The following is a 16267-nucleotide window of genomic DNA, read 5'->3' on the forward strand; positions in this document are numbered from 1 at the left end:
TAAGATAGGATGATCGAAAGATGAGTTGTCATACCGGAAACTGCAAAGGATGCCAGGGCTGCGGCGGCTGCGGAAACGGTTTATCCCTGTTTCGGGAGGAACTGGAACTGCTGCGCTGCTTTGCGCAGAGCCCGTTTCTACCGGTCGCGTGCGCGGCAGGGGCGGCAGAGCCGGTCTACCTGGAAAACGGGCGGGACAAGGCGGGGAACTATGCGGCGGCGATCGCATTGCTGCAGCGAAAGGGGCTGATACGGGTGGATTATGACATCCCCTTAAAAAATTTTGCTTATGACGGGTATGAGACATATCCCTGCAAGGGCAGCATGGCGCTGACGGCAAACGGGATACGGGTGCTGGAGGTACTCGAAACACAGGGGGTTACGGGGGAAGCGCTGTGAAAATAAACGCTGACAGACGCGCTTTGACCACGATACCGGACTGCGGGGCGCGCTTGCGGAAAATGGAGGAAAGACAAGGATTTGCTTGACGAAAGCACCAAGATACCGTACAATGGTGTTGAAATATTTGTTAGGATTTACAATCCACAGGAGGAAAACGGCTCATGTTGAAATTCAAAGCGATTGGTGTCTCTGAAGGCCTTGCACACGCGAAAGCGCTCGTGATCAAAGAGGCGGATTTAACGGTCGTAAAAAACAGTATTACGGATGCTGCCGCTGAGCAGAAACGGGTAATCGATGCCGTGGAGCATGCGAAAAAGCAGATAGAGCTTCTGCGGGATGAGGCGGAGAAGAATATCGGCGCGGCCGAGGCGGAAATCTTTGACGCGCATCTGCTCATGCTGGACGACCCTGATTTTGTGGAAGGCATCACCAATCTGATCGCAGATGAAATGGTTTGCGCAGAATATGCCTGCTTTGTCAACTGCGAGAATTTCCAGGCCATGTTCAGGGCGATGGACGATGAATATATGCAGGCGCGCGCGGCGGATATCGGCGATATCTCCCAGCGCATCCTGAAAAACCTGAAGGGGATCGCAGACAACGCGATCGACTCGATCTCCGAGCCGTGCATCATTATTGCCAACGATCTGACTCCGTCGGATACGGCAAAGATCGGCTCCAAGCCCGTGGTGGGCTTCGTTACGCGTATCGGCGGACGGACCAGCCATTCCGCGATTATGGCGCGCTCCATGGGCATCCCTGCCGTAGCCGGTGCCGGCGAGAAGGCGGATGAAATAAAGGATGGAGAGGAGCTTTTGCTGGACGGTGCGACGGGCGAGATCGTCGTGTCGCCCGATGCGGAAACACTGTCCCAGTTTGAACAGAAGAAAACGGCGGAGGATGAGCGCCGGGCAATGCTGGTGCAGTTTAAGAACCGACCGGGCGAAACGAGCGATGGCCGCCGTGTGATCGTGGAAGGGAATATCGGCACACCGGAGGATGCGGTGCGCGTTGCCGAGCTGGGCGGCGAGGGCGTCGGCCTGTTCCGTTCGGAGTTCCTGTTTATGGACCGCGACGACTTGCCGAGCGAGGAGGAGCAGTTTGAAGCCTACAAAAAGGCTTGCGAGACGATGGCGGGCAAGCCGGTCATCATCCGCACTTTGGATATTGGCGGCGATAAGGAAGTTCCCGCGCTGAACCTGGAAAAAGAGCAGAATCCGTTTTTGGGCTACCGCGCGATTCGCATCTGCCTGAACCAGACCGATCTGTTTGTGACCCAGCTCCGCGCACTGTTGCGCGCCGCGCAATACGGCGACCTGCGCATCATGTTCCCTATGATCTCCTCCATTGAGGAGATACGCAACGCCAAGCAGGTACTCCAGCAGGCCAAGGACCTGTTGGATGCGGAGGGCGTCGCCTATAATCCGAATGTCAAGGTCGGCATCATGGTTGAAATTCCGGTAGCGGCCGTTTGTGCGGATATGCTAGCAAAAGAAGTGGATTTCTTCTCCATCGGCACAAACGACCTGATCCAGTATTCCTGCGCGGTGGACCGCATAAATGAAAAAATATCCTACCTGTACCGCCCCCTGCATCCGGGCGTGCTGCGGCTGATTCATATGACTGCGAAAGCGGCAAATGAAAACGGCATCGAGGTGGGGGTCTGCGGCGAGATGGCCGGTACGCCGGGGATGGCGCCCGTTCTCTGCGGACTCGGCGTGACCAACCTTTCGATGTCGGCATCGGCGATGCTGGCGGCGAAAGCCGATCTTGCGGCGCATTCCTTTGCGGAATGCAAGGAATTTGCCGAGCGCCTGCTGTGCGCCGCGAGCGCTACGGAAGCGGAGCAACTATTTGCCGAGTGGCGCGCTTGATAAAATAAACAAAGAGCGCTGTTTCCTTCACCAAAGGAAACAGCGCTCTTATTATTTTCAGGACTTAGCCCTGGTTAGCCAGATTCTGCTCGTAGGATTCGATCATCTTCTTGACCATCTGGCCGCCGATCGAGCCCGCCTGGCGGGAGGTCAGGTCGCCGTTGTAGCCCTGCTTCAGGTTGACGCCAACCTCTGCTGCCGCTTCCATCTTAAAGCGGTCCATTGCAGCGCGGGCTTCCGGTACCATACCCTGATTAGAACCATTTTTTGTGTTAGTCATGATTGTTCTCTCCTTTTCGATTTCGTTTTTTTGTTTAGTGGGTTTTGCTGATAGTATCTTGTGCGGCAAAACGCATGATATGACTTGAAATTGCTGCTCTTCATGGAAAAAGCTGAGTGATTTGAACGAAAAAACGGAAAAAAAGTTTTAATGTGCGAATTATCCGTTTGCGTTTTGCCATGCCGTTCCTATGAATATGTGTGAAACGCGGCACTGGATACCGGTGTGGCGGCAAAATGCAGCAGGCTCGACGGCGTATCCATAGCAGCCGGTTAGGTCTGCAGTAATGGAAAAACGGGACAGAAAAAGATTGTTTGTTGGGGAGAATGTGTTTCCATCTATATATCGACGCCGCGGAATAAGGGGCTTTCGATTGCGAGGAGGTCGTCGATCGCAATAACAGTGCCATCCATCAATAGAATCTTTCTTTCATGCTCGTTAAACCTTTTGATTGTACCGGATACTGTGGCGTAAGCGCCGCCCTCTTTTTTTCTGTCTGGGATGAAATAGGTGACGGCGATATGCGGATACTGACCGGAACGCTCCCGCAGGAGCCGTAGCCGCCTATCGATCACGGCTTTTTCGTTTTCGTCCAGATCAATCTTCCGGTCGGTGAGCCGTGCTGTCTCCTTTAGCGTATCGCCATGCCCTGTCAGCGCGGCGAACGGGGCGAACTGCGCGGCACGGTCCAGCATCGGCATGGAGGGATGCTTTAAAGACCTGTGATGCGGCCGTTTGAGGATATCGTCATACCGGCGGATTTTGTCCGCCTGCCCATAACGGTTTACGCCTTTCACGCCCGATGCCCTCCGATCTGGCAGTTGCGCTCCCTCGCGGTAGCGGATTCCTGTAGGCTGGTGCCTTTCAGAATCGCGTTTTTGCCATGTTTGCTTTTGATGGATAACACAGCCTGCTGCATTTTCCTTTCCCGCGCTAACAGGGCGTCCTGCTGCCGGCGCTGCTGCGACAATACGTTATAATCGGTGAAAAGATCAAGCTGCTCGAAAGTCGGCTGGTGTATCGCCGCATCTTCTTCAAGCACATGGTTTGCGGACAGGTAGATCCGCCGTATGGTAAGCGTTTTGTTTACAATGCGGTCGTACAGTTCCAGAACGGCATTGGAGATAAGATGCGCGGAGAAGGTATGCCGGTCCAGGTTGGCGGTTCCGTGCGCATGCTTGGGGATTGTCCGTCCATAGCGGTCTGCAGTGACTGCACCGTGATACGCCCGACGCGTTTCAGGATGGGTCAGGTTTTCCCGATCATATCCGACGGTCAGGACGATCTGGTCGATGACGAGCCTGCGTCCGACCAGGTCGAGCGCGAGCAGATCTGCCATTTCCTGCACCACCAGCCTGGCCTGTGAAAAGCTGTAGGGGGATTTCAATACCTGCCCCGAAGAAATGCTTTTCGAGGAGGGGCGGTACCTTTTGATATCCGCGATGGTGCAGGGCTCCCAGCCCCATGCGTGGTCGATCAGCAGCTCCGCATTGATGCCGAACATCTGATAGAGCAGGTCTTCGTTATAATAATCATTCGGCTTGCCGAGGGAGCAGCGCGCGATATCGCCCATGGTGTATATCCCGTGCTGCGCCAGCTTTCTGGCGTAGCCCCGCCCCACACGCCAGAAATCGGTCAGAGGCTGATGCCGCCATAGCAGGCGGCGGTAAGTGATTTCATTCAGGCGCGCAATGCGCACTCCCTTGCTGTCCGGCCGGATATGCTTTGCGACGATATCCATGGCGACCTTGGACAGATAAAGGTTGGTTCCGATTCCAGCGGTCACAGTAATACCGGTCGTCTGCAGCACATCGCGGGCGATCATCGACGCAAGCTCACGCGCGGAAAGCCCGTAATAGGGCAGGTAGTCTGTCGCGTCGATAAATACCTCGTCTATGGAATAAACATGGATATCTTCGGGTGCGATATATTTCAGATAGAGCTGGTAGATTCGGGCGCTCCATTCAATATAGTGCGCCATTTGAGGCAGCGCTGTGATAAACCCAACCGCCAGTGACGGGGAGGCCTTCAGTACGGTATCGTCGCAGGATTCACCGGCCAGGATATGGTTGGGCGCGTTTTGCCTCCGGTTGCGGTTGACCTCCCCGACCCGCTGCAGCACTTCAAACAGGCGCGCCCTGCCGGCGATCCCGTAAGCCTTGAGGGAAGGGGATACCGCAAGGCAGATCGTTTTTGCCGTCCGGCTGGCGTCCGCTACGACGAGATTGGTTGTCAGCGGGTCAAGGCCACGCTCCACACATTCGACCGCGGCGTAAAATGATTTCAAGTCGATCGCGATATAGGTGCGCTCTTGGGGGGTATCTGTCGACATATTCTCACCTCACAGGCAAAGGGGGATGGGGATAAAAAGGCGGCTGCGCTCCCAGCGCGCTAAAGCGGTGTGATCCGGACGCGGAAGGAGATGCTGCGCGGCGTTGGGATATCGTCGAACTGAACGGTGTAGGTGGAAGCTTCCCGATCGATGGCAAGGATGGCGCCGTCGCCAAAAATAGGATGCGAGATCCGCTGTCCCGCTGAAAAAGAAGGGCCGGCCGCCAAGGCGCTGAGCTGACGCTGGTGAAAGCGGATATGGTCCGAGGCTTCGGCCACAAGGCTTTCCGGAAGCTCGGCGGTATATTGTAGCAGCAGACGGTCGATATCGAAAACGAAGCGGGAGGGGATGCGGGAGGAGCCATCTATGTTGCGGCCTGCATTGTCCGATAGGAACAGCCCGCCTTCCGCGCGGGTCATGGCGACAAAAGCGAGCCGCCGCTCCTCCTCCATGGCCGGCAGGGTTTTCGTTTTGACAGAGGGGAACACGCCCTCGCAAAGCGAACAGAGGAAAACATACGGGAATTCCAGCCCCTTTGCCGTATGGACGGTCATCATTTTAACGGCATTGCGCCGCTCCGATGTATCGCTGTTGGAAAAAAGCGCGACATGGGAAAGATAATCCTCCAAAGTACATTCTTCGCCGCAGGCGGCTTCATATTCATAGATGGACTGCTTCAGCTCCGCCAAATTATCCAGCCGGTCCTGATTGCCCTCCGTCCGCAGCATTTCCTCATAGCCGCTCCGGTTGAGCAGCATGCCGAGAACCTCGGAGACAGGCTTGCCGGCATATCTGGCCGCGGTTCCCTCAATCAACTGGATGAACGGGCGCGCTTTCGTGTTTCGGAACAGTTCGTCTTCCAAACAACGATGCAGCGCTTCGTACAGCGAGCAGCCGTTTTGTTCCGCATAGAGCTTCAGGAAGCGCATCCGCTTTTCACCGAGGTTTCGTTTGGGGGTATTGACAATACGCTGGAAAGAAAGGTCGTCCCGATAGGCCGTCATGCGGAGGTAAGAGAGTGCGTCCTTGATCTCTTTCCGGTCAAAAAACTGCGCGCCGCTGTATATGACATAGGGAAGCTTGCGCCTGCGAAAGACTTCTTCCAAGGTTCGCGTTACATAATGCGCACGGTAAAGGATTGTAATATCCTGATAAGGGACGCCCTGCTGCTCCAGCTCCGCGATTTTTGCGGCGATCCATTCCGCCTCCTGCTCCGCGGATTCCGCATGGTGAAAAAACACCGGACCGCTATCCGGCAAAGTCGAGAGGAGTTCCTTTTTGATGCGGTGGACATTTTTGGAGATCAGGGAATTGGCTGCCCGCAGGATTTGCGGGGAGGAACGGTAGTTCTGCATCATCATGATGGTTTTGCAGTTCGGAAACGCTTTGTCAAAATCCAGCAGGTATTTTACATTGGCGCCGCGCCAGGTATAGATCGTCTGATCGGGGTCCCCGACGATGAACAGGTTCCTGTGATAGCCGCAGAGTACGCACATCAGCTTATACTGCAGCTCGTCGATATCCTGGAATTCATCGATCATTATATATTCCAAGCGCCTTTGCCATTTCAGACGGATGCCGGCGTCCTGCTCAAAAAGATACAGCGTAAATTTGATCAGATCGTTATAATCTAGGCCAAAGCACTTTTTTTCCTGATACAGATAGCCGTAAAAAATGATATCCTCCACAGCGGCGGCAGAGAGATATTTCTCGCGCAGCCCCTCCAGCGGCATGGCCAGCATATCCTGGTAATAGTCCGGCTCCTGAAACAGCTTGCGTATTTCGATCATATCCCGCGCCCTGCTGAACGTCATATGGCGCAGGGTGAGGTTTCGTTCCTCATAAACGGTTTGCAGCATGGTGTCGATATCCGAATTATCCAGCACGAGGAAGCGCTTGGGATACTGCACGGCATGGCTGTCCTCCTGCAAAACGGATACGCAAAAGCTGTGAAAGGTGCAGATATAGCCTGCGTCGCTATCTCCGGTAAGCTGGCGGATTCGCTGACGCATTTCACCCGCTGATTTATTCGTAAAGGTAACGCACAGAATATTGCCGGGCAGGATGCCAGCTTCGTTTACCAGATAGGCAAACCGGTGCGCGAGCGCGCGCGTCTTTCCGGAGCCGGCGCCCGCAACGACGCGGATCAGGCCCTCGGTCGTTGTGACCGCCTCACGCTGCGCGGCGTTTAAGTTTTTCAGGACATCCTGCATAGCGACCCCACCTTTTTTCTGTTGCGTGTGCGGGCGTCCGGCGGCTTCCGCACCCGCTGTTTACAGTATAGCATAAAGATTTGAGATATGCAAACATTTGTTCGTGTTTTTGACCGATGATCGCGTGGCCCGCTTTGCGAGAGGATTCGGCTTGTCCGAACACCGTGTTTTTGCTATAATAATTTTATAATACAACGAATTACAGCAAATGAGGAAATTATGAAACGAATTGTCGTCGGAATTCTGGCACATGTGGATGCCGGTAAAACCACGCTGGCCGAAGCGATGTTGTACCGGGCGGGTGTGCTGCGCAGGCTTGGCAGAGTGGACCACAGGGATGCTTTTCTCGATACGGCCGCGCTGGAACGGGAGCGCGGTATCACGATTTTTTCCAAGCAGGCGGTTTTTGATCTGGCGGGAACCTCTGTCACCCTGCTGGATACGCCGGGACATGTGGATTTCTCTGCGGAGATGGAGCGCACGCTTCAGGTGCTCGACTATGCGGTTCTGGTGATCAGCGGTACGGACGGCGTACAGGCGCACACCCATACGCTTTGGCGACTGCTTGCGCGGCATCAGATCCCTGTAGTGGTTTTTGTCAACAAGATGGACCTCGCTAGTACGGAGCGGGCGGGACTGCTCGCCGAACTGAAAAAGCAGCTGGGGGAGGGCTGCGTTGATTTCAACGGAAACGCCGCGCGGCAGGCGTTTGAAGAAAGCCTGGCGGTATGCGATGAAACGTTGCTGGAGCGGTATCTGGACGGACAGGCCGTGCGGGATAAGGATATTGCCGCACTGATTCGGACAAGAACGGTTTTCCCATGCTATTTCGGCTCCGCACTGCATCTACAGGGTGTGGAGGACCTGCTGGACGGATTGGACCGCTATACGGACATGCCGGCGGATGGCGCGGCTTTTGGAGCGAGGGTGTTCAAAGTCGCGCGGGATGAGCAGGGAAAACGGCTGACCTATCTCAAGCTGACCGGCGGTACGCTGCGTGTGCGCGAGGTGGTCAGTGGCAGCGAGGACGGCGGCTGGCAGGAAAAAGTCAACCAGCTTCGGATCTATTCCGGCATGAAGTACCGGACGGTGGAAACAGCGGAATGCGGTATGGTTTGCGCGGCGACAGGGCTGACGCATACCATGCCGGGCATGGGGCTGGGGAGCGTGGCGGGCGCGCTATCACCGGCGCTGGAACCAGTGCTGACCTATCGGATGCGGCTGCCGGATGGCTGCGACCCGCATGTGATGCTGCAAAACATGCGGCTGCTGGAGGAGGAAGACCCGCAGCTTCGGGTATCGTGGAATGAAGCGTCTGCGGAGATCCACCTGCAGCTTATGGGCGAGGTTCAACTGGAAATACTGGCACGGCTGATTGAGGAACGCTTTGGGGCGGCCGTGCAGTTTGACACGGGCAGGATTGTTTATAAAGAGACGATCGCTTCGCCGGCTGTTGGTATCGGTCATTTTGAGCCGCTGCGCCACTATGCGGAGGTGCATTTGCTGCTCGAGCCGGGCGAGCGGGGCAGCGGCCTTGTGTTTGCTTCCGCCTGCCCGACCGATGTGTTGGACCTGAACTGGCAGCGGCTCATCCTGACCCATCTGGGAGAGAAGACGCATATCGGTGTGTTGACCGGCGCGCCGGTCACGGATATGAAGATCACACTGCTTACCGGTCGGGCGCACGTTAAGCATACCGAGGGCGGAGATTTTAGGGAAGCGACCTACCGCGCGGTGCGGCAGGGCTTGATGCAGGCGGACAGCATTCTTTTGGAGCCGTATTATGCTTTTCGACTTGAGGTGCCGGAAAGCTGTATCGGGCGGGCGATGAGCGATATTCAGCGGTTGGATGGTTCGTTTGAGATACCGGAAAGCAAAGACGGCCGCGCGGTACTGACCGGAAAGGCGCCAGTGTCCACCCTACGCGATTACTGGACTGAGGTTGCGGCGTATACGCGCGGTGAGGGGCGGCTTTCCTGCGAGCTGTCCGGCTACGAGCCGTGCCATAATGCGGCGGAAGTGATCGCGGCGGCGGCATACGACGCCGCGCATGACGTGGAAAACACACCGGATTCGGTTTTTTGCTCGCATGGCGCGGGGCATGTCGTCAAATGGGACGAAGTACCCGCGCAGGCGCATCTGGACAGCGGCCTCCGGCTGGGCGGCGGAAAAGAACAGACGGATACGCCGCCGGCACGGCAGACACGCTCCCGAGCAGGTTCGGGCCTGGAGGAGGACGCGGAGCTTCGCGCGTTGTTTGAACGCACCTATGGCCCGATCAAGGACCGGGGGTTCGAGGCGTTCCAGCAAAGCCGCAGGAAAAGCGCTACGCTCGAGCAGCTGTATGTGACCCGCATCCGCGCGGAGGATTACCTGCTGGTGGACGGCTACAACATCATATTCTCCTGGGACGAGCTGCACGACATCGCGGCGGGGGACATCAACGCCGCGCGGGAAGCGCTGCTCAACCTGCTCAGCGATTATCAAAGCGTGCGCAAGTGCCATTTGATCGTGGTGTTTGACGCGTATAAGGTTAAGGGCGGCGTCGGCTCGGTCGAGAAGCTACATGGCCTGGATGTCGTTTACACCAAGGAGGCGGAGACTGCGGATATGTATATTGAGCAGGCATCCTATGACTTGTCCCGCAAGCATCGGGTTCGGGTCGCGACCTCGGACGGTATGGAGCAGATGATTATTCTGGGGCATGGGGCGGAACGCATGTCTGCGACCGAGCTGAAATGGGAAGTGCAGCAGGCAAGCGAGCATATTCAAAGCGTTTTGCGGGAGATGAAAAACCGGTGAACGGGTAGCTCTGCGCTTTACTGCTTGAATTCATAGTAATTCTGTGGAATAATAGTGGAAAGAGGGGAATGCCATATGAAGATTTCTACAAAAGGCAGGTATGCGCTGCGCCTGATGATCGACCTTGCGCAGCATGACGCAGGGGGCTTTATCCCGCTGCGGGATATTTCCAGGCGCCAGGAGATATCGGCAAAATATCTGGAGCAGATTGTTGTGCAGCTTTCGCGGGCGGGCTTTGTCCGGTCGATCCGCGGTGCGCAGGGTGGGTACCAGCTTTCCCGACCGCCGGCGGAATATACGGTCGGCGATATCCTGCGCATCACGGAGGGGTCGCTCGCTCCGGTCGCGTGTTTGGAGAGCGAGCCGGTCGAATGTTCGCGCGCGGGCGACTGTATCACATTGAATTTTTGGCGCGGCTTATTTGATACGATCAATCAGTATGTCGATTCCGTGACGCTCGAGGATTTGATCCACAGGGGACAGTCGCTGGATTTTTCCATTTGAAAAGCCGCAGGCTTAGGCCTGCGGCTTTTATTTGCTTACGCGCGGTGCAAAAGCTTTTTTACGCCGAGAAGCAACTCCTTGCAGTTGAGCAGGAATACGAAACCGAACAGAAGCAGCTGCCAGACGATCCAGAGCGGCGGCTCCGTGAGCATGAGCGCGGTCTGGACGGCGAGCAGGAGTACGGTGCCTCCCAGACGCCTGACATTCCAGTGGATCGGCATGAACCGGCGGCTGTCAATCGCGCGATAGAGGAACAGGCCGATATAGCTGACCATGGACGCGGTGGCGGCGCCCATGCCGCCGTACCGCGGGATCAGCAGCACGTTGAGCAGAATATTAACGACCGCGGAAAACGCGGTGGAAAGGAAAGAGGGGACCGTGCGTTTTTCCAAAAGATAGACGCTTTTCTGGAAGCTGGAAAGACAGTTGAACCCCGCGCCGACCGCCAGCAGGGGAATAAACATCCAGCCTATAAAGTAGCTGGGAACAGCGAGGATCATCATAGCCAGCTTGGCGCACATGATGCCGCCCGAAGCGATAATGAAAACGATTGAACTGTAGGTGTTTCCAACGTTGGAAAAGAAGCGGATCTGCTCCGGACGGGAATTGTCATTGACCATGGAGAGCTGCCAAGCGTCGACAAATATGGACGCTACCAGCGCGATCAGCGTGGGGACGCGGTAGGCGACCGAGTAGATGCCGCTGACCGCGGTGCTCTGCATGCTGGCCAGAAAGGTCTGCCCGAAAAAGCCGACAATATAAACAAAAATCGCATCGGGTACAAGGGGCAGGGAATAGGCGAGCATGCCCCGCCAGAGGTGGAAATTGATCTGCAGCGGCTTGATATATTTCCACAGTCCGGCAATCAGGAACAGGCAGATCGTGGAGAGAGCGTCCGCGCAGATAATGGAAAATACATAGCCGAATATGTTCCACTCAAATACCTTCAGGTAGAGGATGTTGAGCAGAATGGTCATCAGCGTGCGGAAGATGCCGTCGACCGCATAGAGGCGGACAAAGCCGAGCGCGCGGATGAACTGGCTGCATACATTCTGCGTGCAGGAGGTCAGCACATACAGGTAAATCAGCCATTGGTAATCCAACAGGGAACCGCTTGTGCCGAAAGAGGTTTTATAATGAATCAGGCTGAGCGCGGGGTGGAACGGCAGGGAGATCAGGAAGCCGCAGAGTAAGGTAAGCAGCCCGATGGTAAACACCTCGGGCTTGCTCTGCCTGCGTTCCAGCCCATAGCGGATGACCGCCTGCCCGATGGACAGGGACACGACCGGATAAAGGATGCTTGTGGTTTTGACGATCAGGTCCGCCACGCCCATTTCGTCCTGCGTGAGGATACCCGTGTAAAAACGGAGCATCAGAATCACAAGGATTTTGGAACTGAATGTGCCGACCGCAAAAATAAACGTGTTGCTTAAAAGGCGCTTATACTGATTCATTGGACACCCTTTCTCAGACGAGCGGCATGGATACGGTCAAAAAGACGGTCGACAAGCCACACGGCAAGCAGGCCGCAAAGGATACCGATCAACAGGCCGGCGAGCACATCGGTCGGATAGTGTACACAGGCGTAAAGACGGGAAAAACCGATCAGCGCAGCGACCACATAAGCGGCAGCGCCGGCTTTTCGGTGGAAAAAGCAGAGCGCTGTTGCGGCGGCAAACGAGGACAGCGTGTGGCCGGAGGGGAACGACCACTGATCGCCCGGGTCGAGCAGCGCGGTCAGCTCCGGATGCGTGACAAAGGGACGCGGCCGCATGACCCATTCCTTCAGAAAAACATTGCCCACCAGCAGGCCGATCAACAGGGCCGCGAGCATCGCGGCCCCCGCGCGTCGGGTCTTCCTAAAAAAGAGCAGGATGACCGCCAGCGCAATCCACAGTGCGCCGCCGTTGCCCAGGGTGGAGAATACGGTCCAGACTGCGTCGGACACACCGCCGCGCCAATGCTGGAAAAGCTGCAGCAGGATTTCATAATCAAACGTATGGACAATATCCCAGAAAACTTCCACAGCGGAACTCCTCTCAGTGGAATTTGCGGCGGAGGGGCGAACACGTGGGTGCTCCCTTCGCCAGATGCAGGTTTTTTGAAAATCGTATTTGCTATACCAGTAACTATACCAGATAAAGCGCTGCTTAGCAAGATTTATCAAAATGTAGCGAATGGCACAAAGAAAAATCTGAAAAAGCACTTGACAAAGCCGCAGGGCAGAGAGTAATATAGTCACATAATGAAAAAAGTGATGAACGGGTAAAGTAACCGCGTCCCTGTCCGCAGAGAGTTGCCGGCCGGTGTAAGGCAGCGTCAGAAAACGGTGAAACTCGCCCGGGAGCTGTCCGCTGAAAGCCTTTGGCCGGTAGGCTGGAACGGAGGCCCTCCGTTACAGGGGCGGCGTATTGTTAGATGCGCGCTGAGTGGTCGCAGGAATGCGGCAACAAGAGTGGTACCGCGGAGCTTTCGCTTCGTCTCTTAATTTTGGATTAAGGGACGAAGTTTTTTTTGTCCCTGTACACCCTGAAACAAGAAAGTGAGGACAAGAAAATGGGCAGAACAATTCGAATATTTGACACAACACTGCGCGACGGTGAGCAGTCCCCCGGCTGTAGCATGAACCTGAACGAAAAGATCGAGGTAGCCAAGCAGCTCGAAATGCTCAAGGTCGATATCATAGAGGCCGGCTTTGCCGCCGCCTCCCCGGGCGACGCGGCCGCGATCGCGGCGATCGCAGATATCGTTCGCGGCTCAACGATCTGTTCGCTGGCACGCTGCAACGAAAAGGACATCGATGCGGCGTGGAATTCCATCCGCCGCGCAGAGAACGCCCGCATCCATACGTTTTTGGCCACCTCTCCGGTGCATATGCAGTATAAGCTTAAAATGACGCCGGACGAAGTGGTGGAATCGGTTGCGCACAATGTTGCCTATGCGAAAAAATACTGCGACGATATCGAGTTCTCCGCAGAGGACGCCTGCCGCTCGGATCTGGATTTCCTGTGCCGCGTGTTTGAAACCGCAATCAAGGCAGGAGCGACCACGATTAATATTCCGGATACGGTCGGATATATGATTCCAGAGGAGTATGCGGCGCGGATCCGCTACCTGCGCGAGCATACGCCGGGCATTGAAAATATTGTACTCTCCTGCCACATGCACAACGATCTGGGTATGGCGGTCGCAAATTCGCTGGCCGGCGTGGAAGCGGGCATCGACCAGATCGAATGCACAATCAACGGCATTGGAGAGCGCGCGGGCAACGCTTCCATGGAGGAATGCGTTATGGCGCTCAAAACGCGCGCGGATATTTTCGGCATCGCCTGCAGCATTGATACGACGCAGATCTACCGCGCCAGTCGCATGATCCAGACCATCACGGGCGTTTCCGTGGCGCCGACCAAGCCGATCGTCGGTGCGAACGCGTTTGCGCACGAGGCAGGTATCCATCAGCACGGTGTGATGGAAAACAAGGAGACTTACGAAATTATGACGCCGGAGTCGGTCGGCATCCCGAAGAACGCAATCGTGCTGGGCAAGCATTCCGGCCGCCATGCGTTCGAGGAGCGGCTGCGTGAGCTGGGCTATACGCTGGATCAGGAAAAGCTCAACAAGACGTTTGAAAAGTTCAAAGCTCTGGCGGACAAGAAAAAGGTCATCAAGGACCGCGACCTGGAAGCGCTGGTCGGCGCGGTGCCGGTTTCCGGTGAGGAGCGTTACACGCTGGACCGCTTTGTCATCAACTCGGGCAACACCATCACTTCGACCGCGGTCATCCGCGTCAAGAAGGGCGACGAAACCTTCGAACGCGCGGCCGTGTCGGACGGCCCGATCAACGCGGCGTTCCGCGCAATCAATAAGATCGTTGACAAGGATGTGGAGCTGGAGGATTACTCGCTGCGCTCCATGACCGATGGTGAGGACGCGCAGGCGGAAGCGATCGCCAAGATCAGCGTTGACGGGGGAGAGATCGTTACCGGCCGCGGCGTTTCGACCGACGTGATCGAGGCATCTATCAAGGCCTACATCAATGGCATCAATAAGTACTTTATCGATTAAAACAGGGGGGAAGCACTGTTATGGGCATGACGATGACACAGAAAATACTCGCAAAGCATGCGGGGCTGGAAAGCGTGGAAGCCGGGCAGTTGATCGAGGCGAACGTTGACCTGACGCTTGCCAACGATATCACCGGTCCGGTCGCGATCCGTGAAATGGAGAAAGCCGGCTTTGACAAGGTGTTTGACCGCACCAGGATCGCGCTGGTGATGGACCACTTCGTGCCGAATAAGGATATCAAGTCCGCGGAGCAATGCCTGGAATGCCGAGAGTTTGCCAAAAAACATCAGATTGTCAACTTCTATGACGTGGGCGCGATGGGCATTGAGCATGCGCTGTTGCCGGAAAAAGGGCTCACCGCCCCGGGCGAGCTGATTATCGGCGCGGACAGCCACACCTGCACTTATGGCGCGCTGGGCGCGTTCTCGACCGGCGTGGGTTCGACCGACCTTGCCGCCGGCATGGCGACGGGCAAGGCTTGGTTCAAGGTGCCGGGCGCGATCCGGTTTGTACTCAAGGGCAAGCTTAGCCCGTGGGTGTCCGGCAAGGACGTGATCCTGCACATCATCGGCCAGATCGGCGTGGATGGCGCGCTGTATCAGTCCATGGAGTTCGTGGGCGAGGGCGTGGCCTCCTTGTCCATGGACGACCGCTTCACCATTTGCAATATGGCGATCGAGGCGGGTGCGAAGAACGGAATCTTCCCCGTGGATGAAAAGACCATGGCGTACATCCAGGGGCGCGTGGACCGTGAGGTCACGGTGTTCGAGGCTGATCCGGACGCGGTATATGAGAGGGAGATCGAGATCGACCTGTCTGCCCTCAAGCCCACGGTCGCGTGTCCGCACCTGCCCGAGAACACCAAGACCATCAACGAACTGGGTCATATCGAGGTGCAGCAGTCGGTCATCGGCTCGTGTACCAACGGCCGCATCGACGATATGCGCGCCGTAGCAGCCATTCTCAAGGGCCGCAAGGTGCATCCGAGCGTGCGTACCATCGTCATCCCTGCCACACAGGAGGTTTATCTCCAGTGCATCGAGGAGGGGCTGACCAAAATCTTCATCCAGGCGGGCGCAATCGTTTCCACCCCGACCTGCGGCCCATGCTTGGGCGGCCATATGGGCATCCTGGCGCACGGCGAACGGTCGGTTTCGACCACCAACCGCAATTTCGTCGGCCGCATGGGACATATCACTTCGGAGATCTATCTGGCAAGTCCGGCCGTTGCGGCGGCGAGTGCGGTCGCAGGCTATATTTGCGCGCCCGACGAGCTGAAGTAAGGGAGGAAACAATACCATGAATGCAAAAGGCAGAGTTTTCAAATATGGGGATAACGTCGATACCGACGTCATCATCCCCGCGCGCTACCTGAACATCGCGGACGCCAAGGAGCTGGCAACTCACGCGATGGAGGATATCGACGCGGATTTCGTCAAAAAGATGCAGCCGGGTGATATCGTCGTGGCAACGCGCAACTTCGGCTGCGGCTCTTCGCGTGAGCATGCGCCTCTTGTCCTCAAGGAAAACGGCGTGTCCTGCGTGATCGCGGCCTCGTTCGCGCGCATTTTCTACCGCAACGCCATCAACATCGGCCTTCCCATCCTCGAGTGTGAGGCGGCGGCGAACGGCATCGATGCGGGCGACACGGTTTCGGTCGATTTCGACACCGGCGTGATTACCAATGAAACCAAGGGCGAGACCTATCAGGCGGCGGCTTTCCCGCCGTTCATCCAGAGCATCATCCAGGCGGGCGGCCTTTTGAAGTCGCTCAAAGAGAGAGGGGAGTAAGTCCG

General features: G+C 56.4%; 13 protein-coding genes and 1 other annotated feature. Of the genes, 7 read left to right on the forward strand and 6 right to left on the reverse strand.

Annotated features, from left to right (window positions below; all coding sequences use genetic code 11):
- The first annotated feature begins 20 nt into the window (after nt 1–20).
- Nucleotides 21–398 carry a hypothetical protein gene (locus OCV66_RS00495; protein WP_054325837.1) on the forward strand — a complete coding sequence of 126 codons (378 nt, stop codon included), beginning with the start codon at nt 21–23 and terminating at the stop codon, nt 396–398.
- 164 nt (nt 399–562) lie between these two features.
- Nucleotides 563–2275, forward strand: coding sequence for a phosphoenolpyruvate--protein phosphotransferase (ptsP, locus tag OCV66_RS00500; RefSeq protein WP_054325838.1), 1713 nt, complete (start codon nt 563–565; stop codon nt 2273–2275).
- A 64-nt stretch (nt 2276–2339) separates the two neighbouring features.
- Here the strand turns inward: ptsP and OCV66_RS00505 are convergent, their stop codons facing one another.
- From OCV66_RS00505 to OCV66_RS00520, 4 genes are all read right to left on the reverse strand, one after another.
- Entirely contained in the window at nt 2340–2555 is a 216-nt protein-coding gene (locus OCV66_RS00505; RefSeq protein ID WP_054325839.1) for an alpha/beta-type small acid-soluble spore protein, read from the reverse strand.
- Between the two features lie 338 nt (nt 2556–2893).
- Nucleotides 2894–3352: a hypothetical protein gene (locus tag OCV66_RS00510; RefSeq protein WP_262563555.1), complete on the reverse strand. Its 459-nt coding sequence runs from the start codon at nt 3350–3352 to the stop codon at nt 2894–2896.
- Nucleotides 3349–4887, reverse strand: coding sequence for a Y-family DNA polymerase (locus OCV66_RS00515; RefSeq protein ID WP_147573648.1), 1539 nt, complete (start codon nt 4885–4887; stop codon nt 3349–3351). The genes OCV66_RS00510 and OCV66_RS00515 overlap by 4 nt, the downstream gene beginning before the upstream one ends.
- A 59-nt stretch (nt 4888–4946) precedes the next feature.
- Complete coding sequence (locus OCV66_RS00520) at nt 4947–7100, reverse strand: ATP-dependent helicase (protein WP_147573649.1); 2154 nt, start codon at nt 7098–7100, stop codon at nt 4947–4949.
- A gap of 219 nt (nt 7101–7319) precedes the next feature.
- Between OCV66_RS00520 and OCV66_RS00525 the strand changes: the two genes are divergently transcribed.
- A complete protein-coding gene (locus tag OCV66_RS00525) occupies nt 7320–9902 on the forward strand; it encodes a translation factor GTPase family protein (RefSeq protein WP_147573650.1) in 2583 nt (860 codons plus the stop codon).
- A 75-nt stretch (nt 9903–9977) separates the two neighbouring features.
- On the forward strand, nt 9978–10406 hold the full coding sequence (locus OCV66_RS00530) for an RrF2 family transcriptional regulator (protein WP_054325841.1): 429 nt from the start codon (nt 9978–9980) through the stop codon (nt 10404–10406).
- A 35-nt stretch (nt 10407–10441) separates the two neighbouring features.
- Here OCV66_RS00530 and OCV66_RS00535 read toward each other — a convergent pair whose 3' ends face one another.
- Both OCV66_RS00535 and OCV66_RS00540 read right to left on the reverse strand, forming a co-directional pair.
- Nucleotides 10442–11860, reverse strand: a complete 1419-nt coding sequence (locus OCV66_RS00535) for a lipopolysaccharide biosynthesis protein (RefSeq protein ID WP_147573651.1) — start codon at nt 11858–11860, stop codon at nt 10442–10444.
- Entirely contained in the window at nt 11857–12432 is a 576-nt protein-coding gene (locus OCV66_RS00540; RefSeq protein WP_159068003.1) for a phosphatase PAP2 family protein, read from the reverse strand. Before OCV66_RS00540 ends, OCV66_RS00535 begins: the two co-directional genes overlap by 4 nt.
- Nucleotides 12433–12654: 222 nt before the next feature.
- Nucleotides 12655–12894: a binding site (T-box leader), on the forward strand.
- A gap of 41 nt (nt 12895–12935) precedes the next feature.
- On the opposite strand from OCV66_RS00540, the gene OCV66_RS00545 reads away from it, so the two are divergent.
- The 3 genes from OCV66_RS00545 to leuD are packed head-to-tail and all read left to right on the forward strand — an operon-like array spanning nt 12936 to nt 16262.
- Nucleotides 12936–14471 (forward strand): 2-isopropylmalate synthase, encoded by a 1536-nt coding sequence (locus OCV66_RS00545; RefSeq protein ID WP_390126344.1) that lies wholly within the window; start codon nt 12936–12938, stop codon nt 14469–14471.
- A gap of 20 nt (nt 14472–14491) precedes the next feature.
- Nucleotides 14492–15754 carry a 3-isopropylmalate dehydratase large subunit gene (gene leuC, locus OCV66_RS00550; protein WP_174887834.1) on the forward strand — a complete coding sequence of 421 codons (1263 nt, stop codon included), beginning with the start codon at nt 14492–14494 and terminating at the stop codon, nt 15752–15754.
- Between the two features lie 16 nt (nt 15755–15770).
- Nucleotides 15771–16262 carry a 3-isopropylmalate dehydratase small subunit gene (leuD, locus tag OCV66_RS00555; RefSeq protein ID WP_054325843.1) on the forward strand — a complete coding sequence of 164 codons (492 nt, stop codon included), beginning with the start codon at nt 15771–15773 and terminating at the stop codon, nt 16260–16262.
- Nucleotides 16263–16267 lie beyond the last annotated feature (5 nt).

Origin of the sequence: Agathobaculum ammoniilyticum, assembly GCF_025567315.1 — a bacterium.
GTDB classification, from domain to species: Bacteria; Bacillota; Clostridia; order Oscillospirales; family Butyricicoccaceae; genus Agathobaculum; species Agathobaculum ammoniilyticum.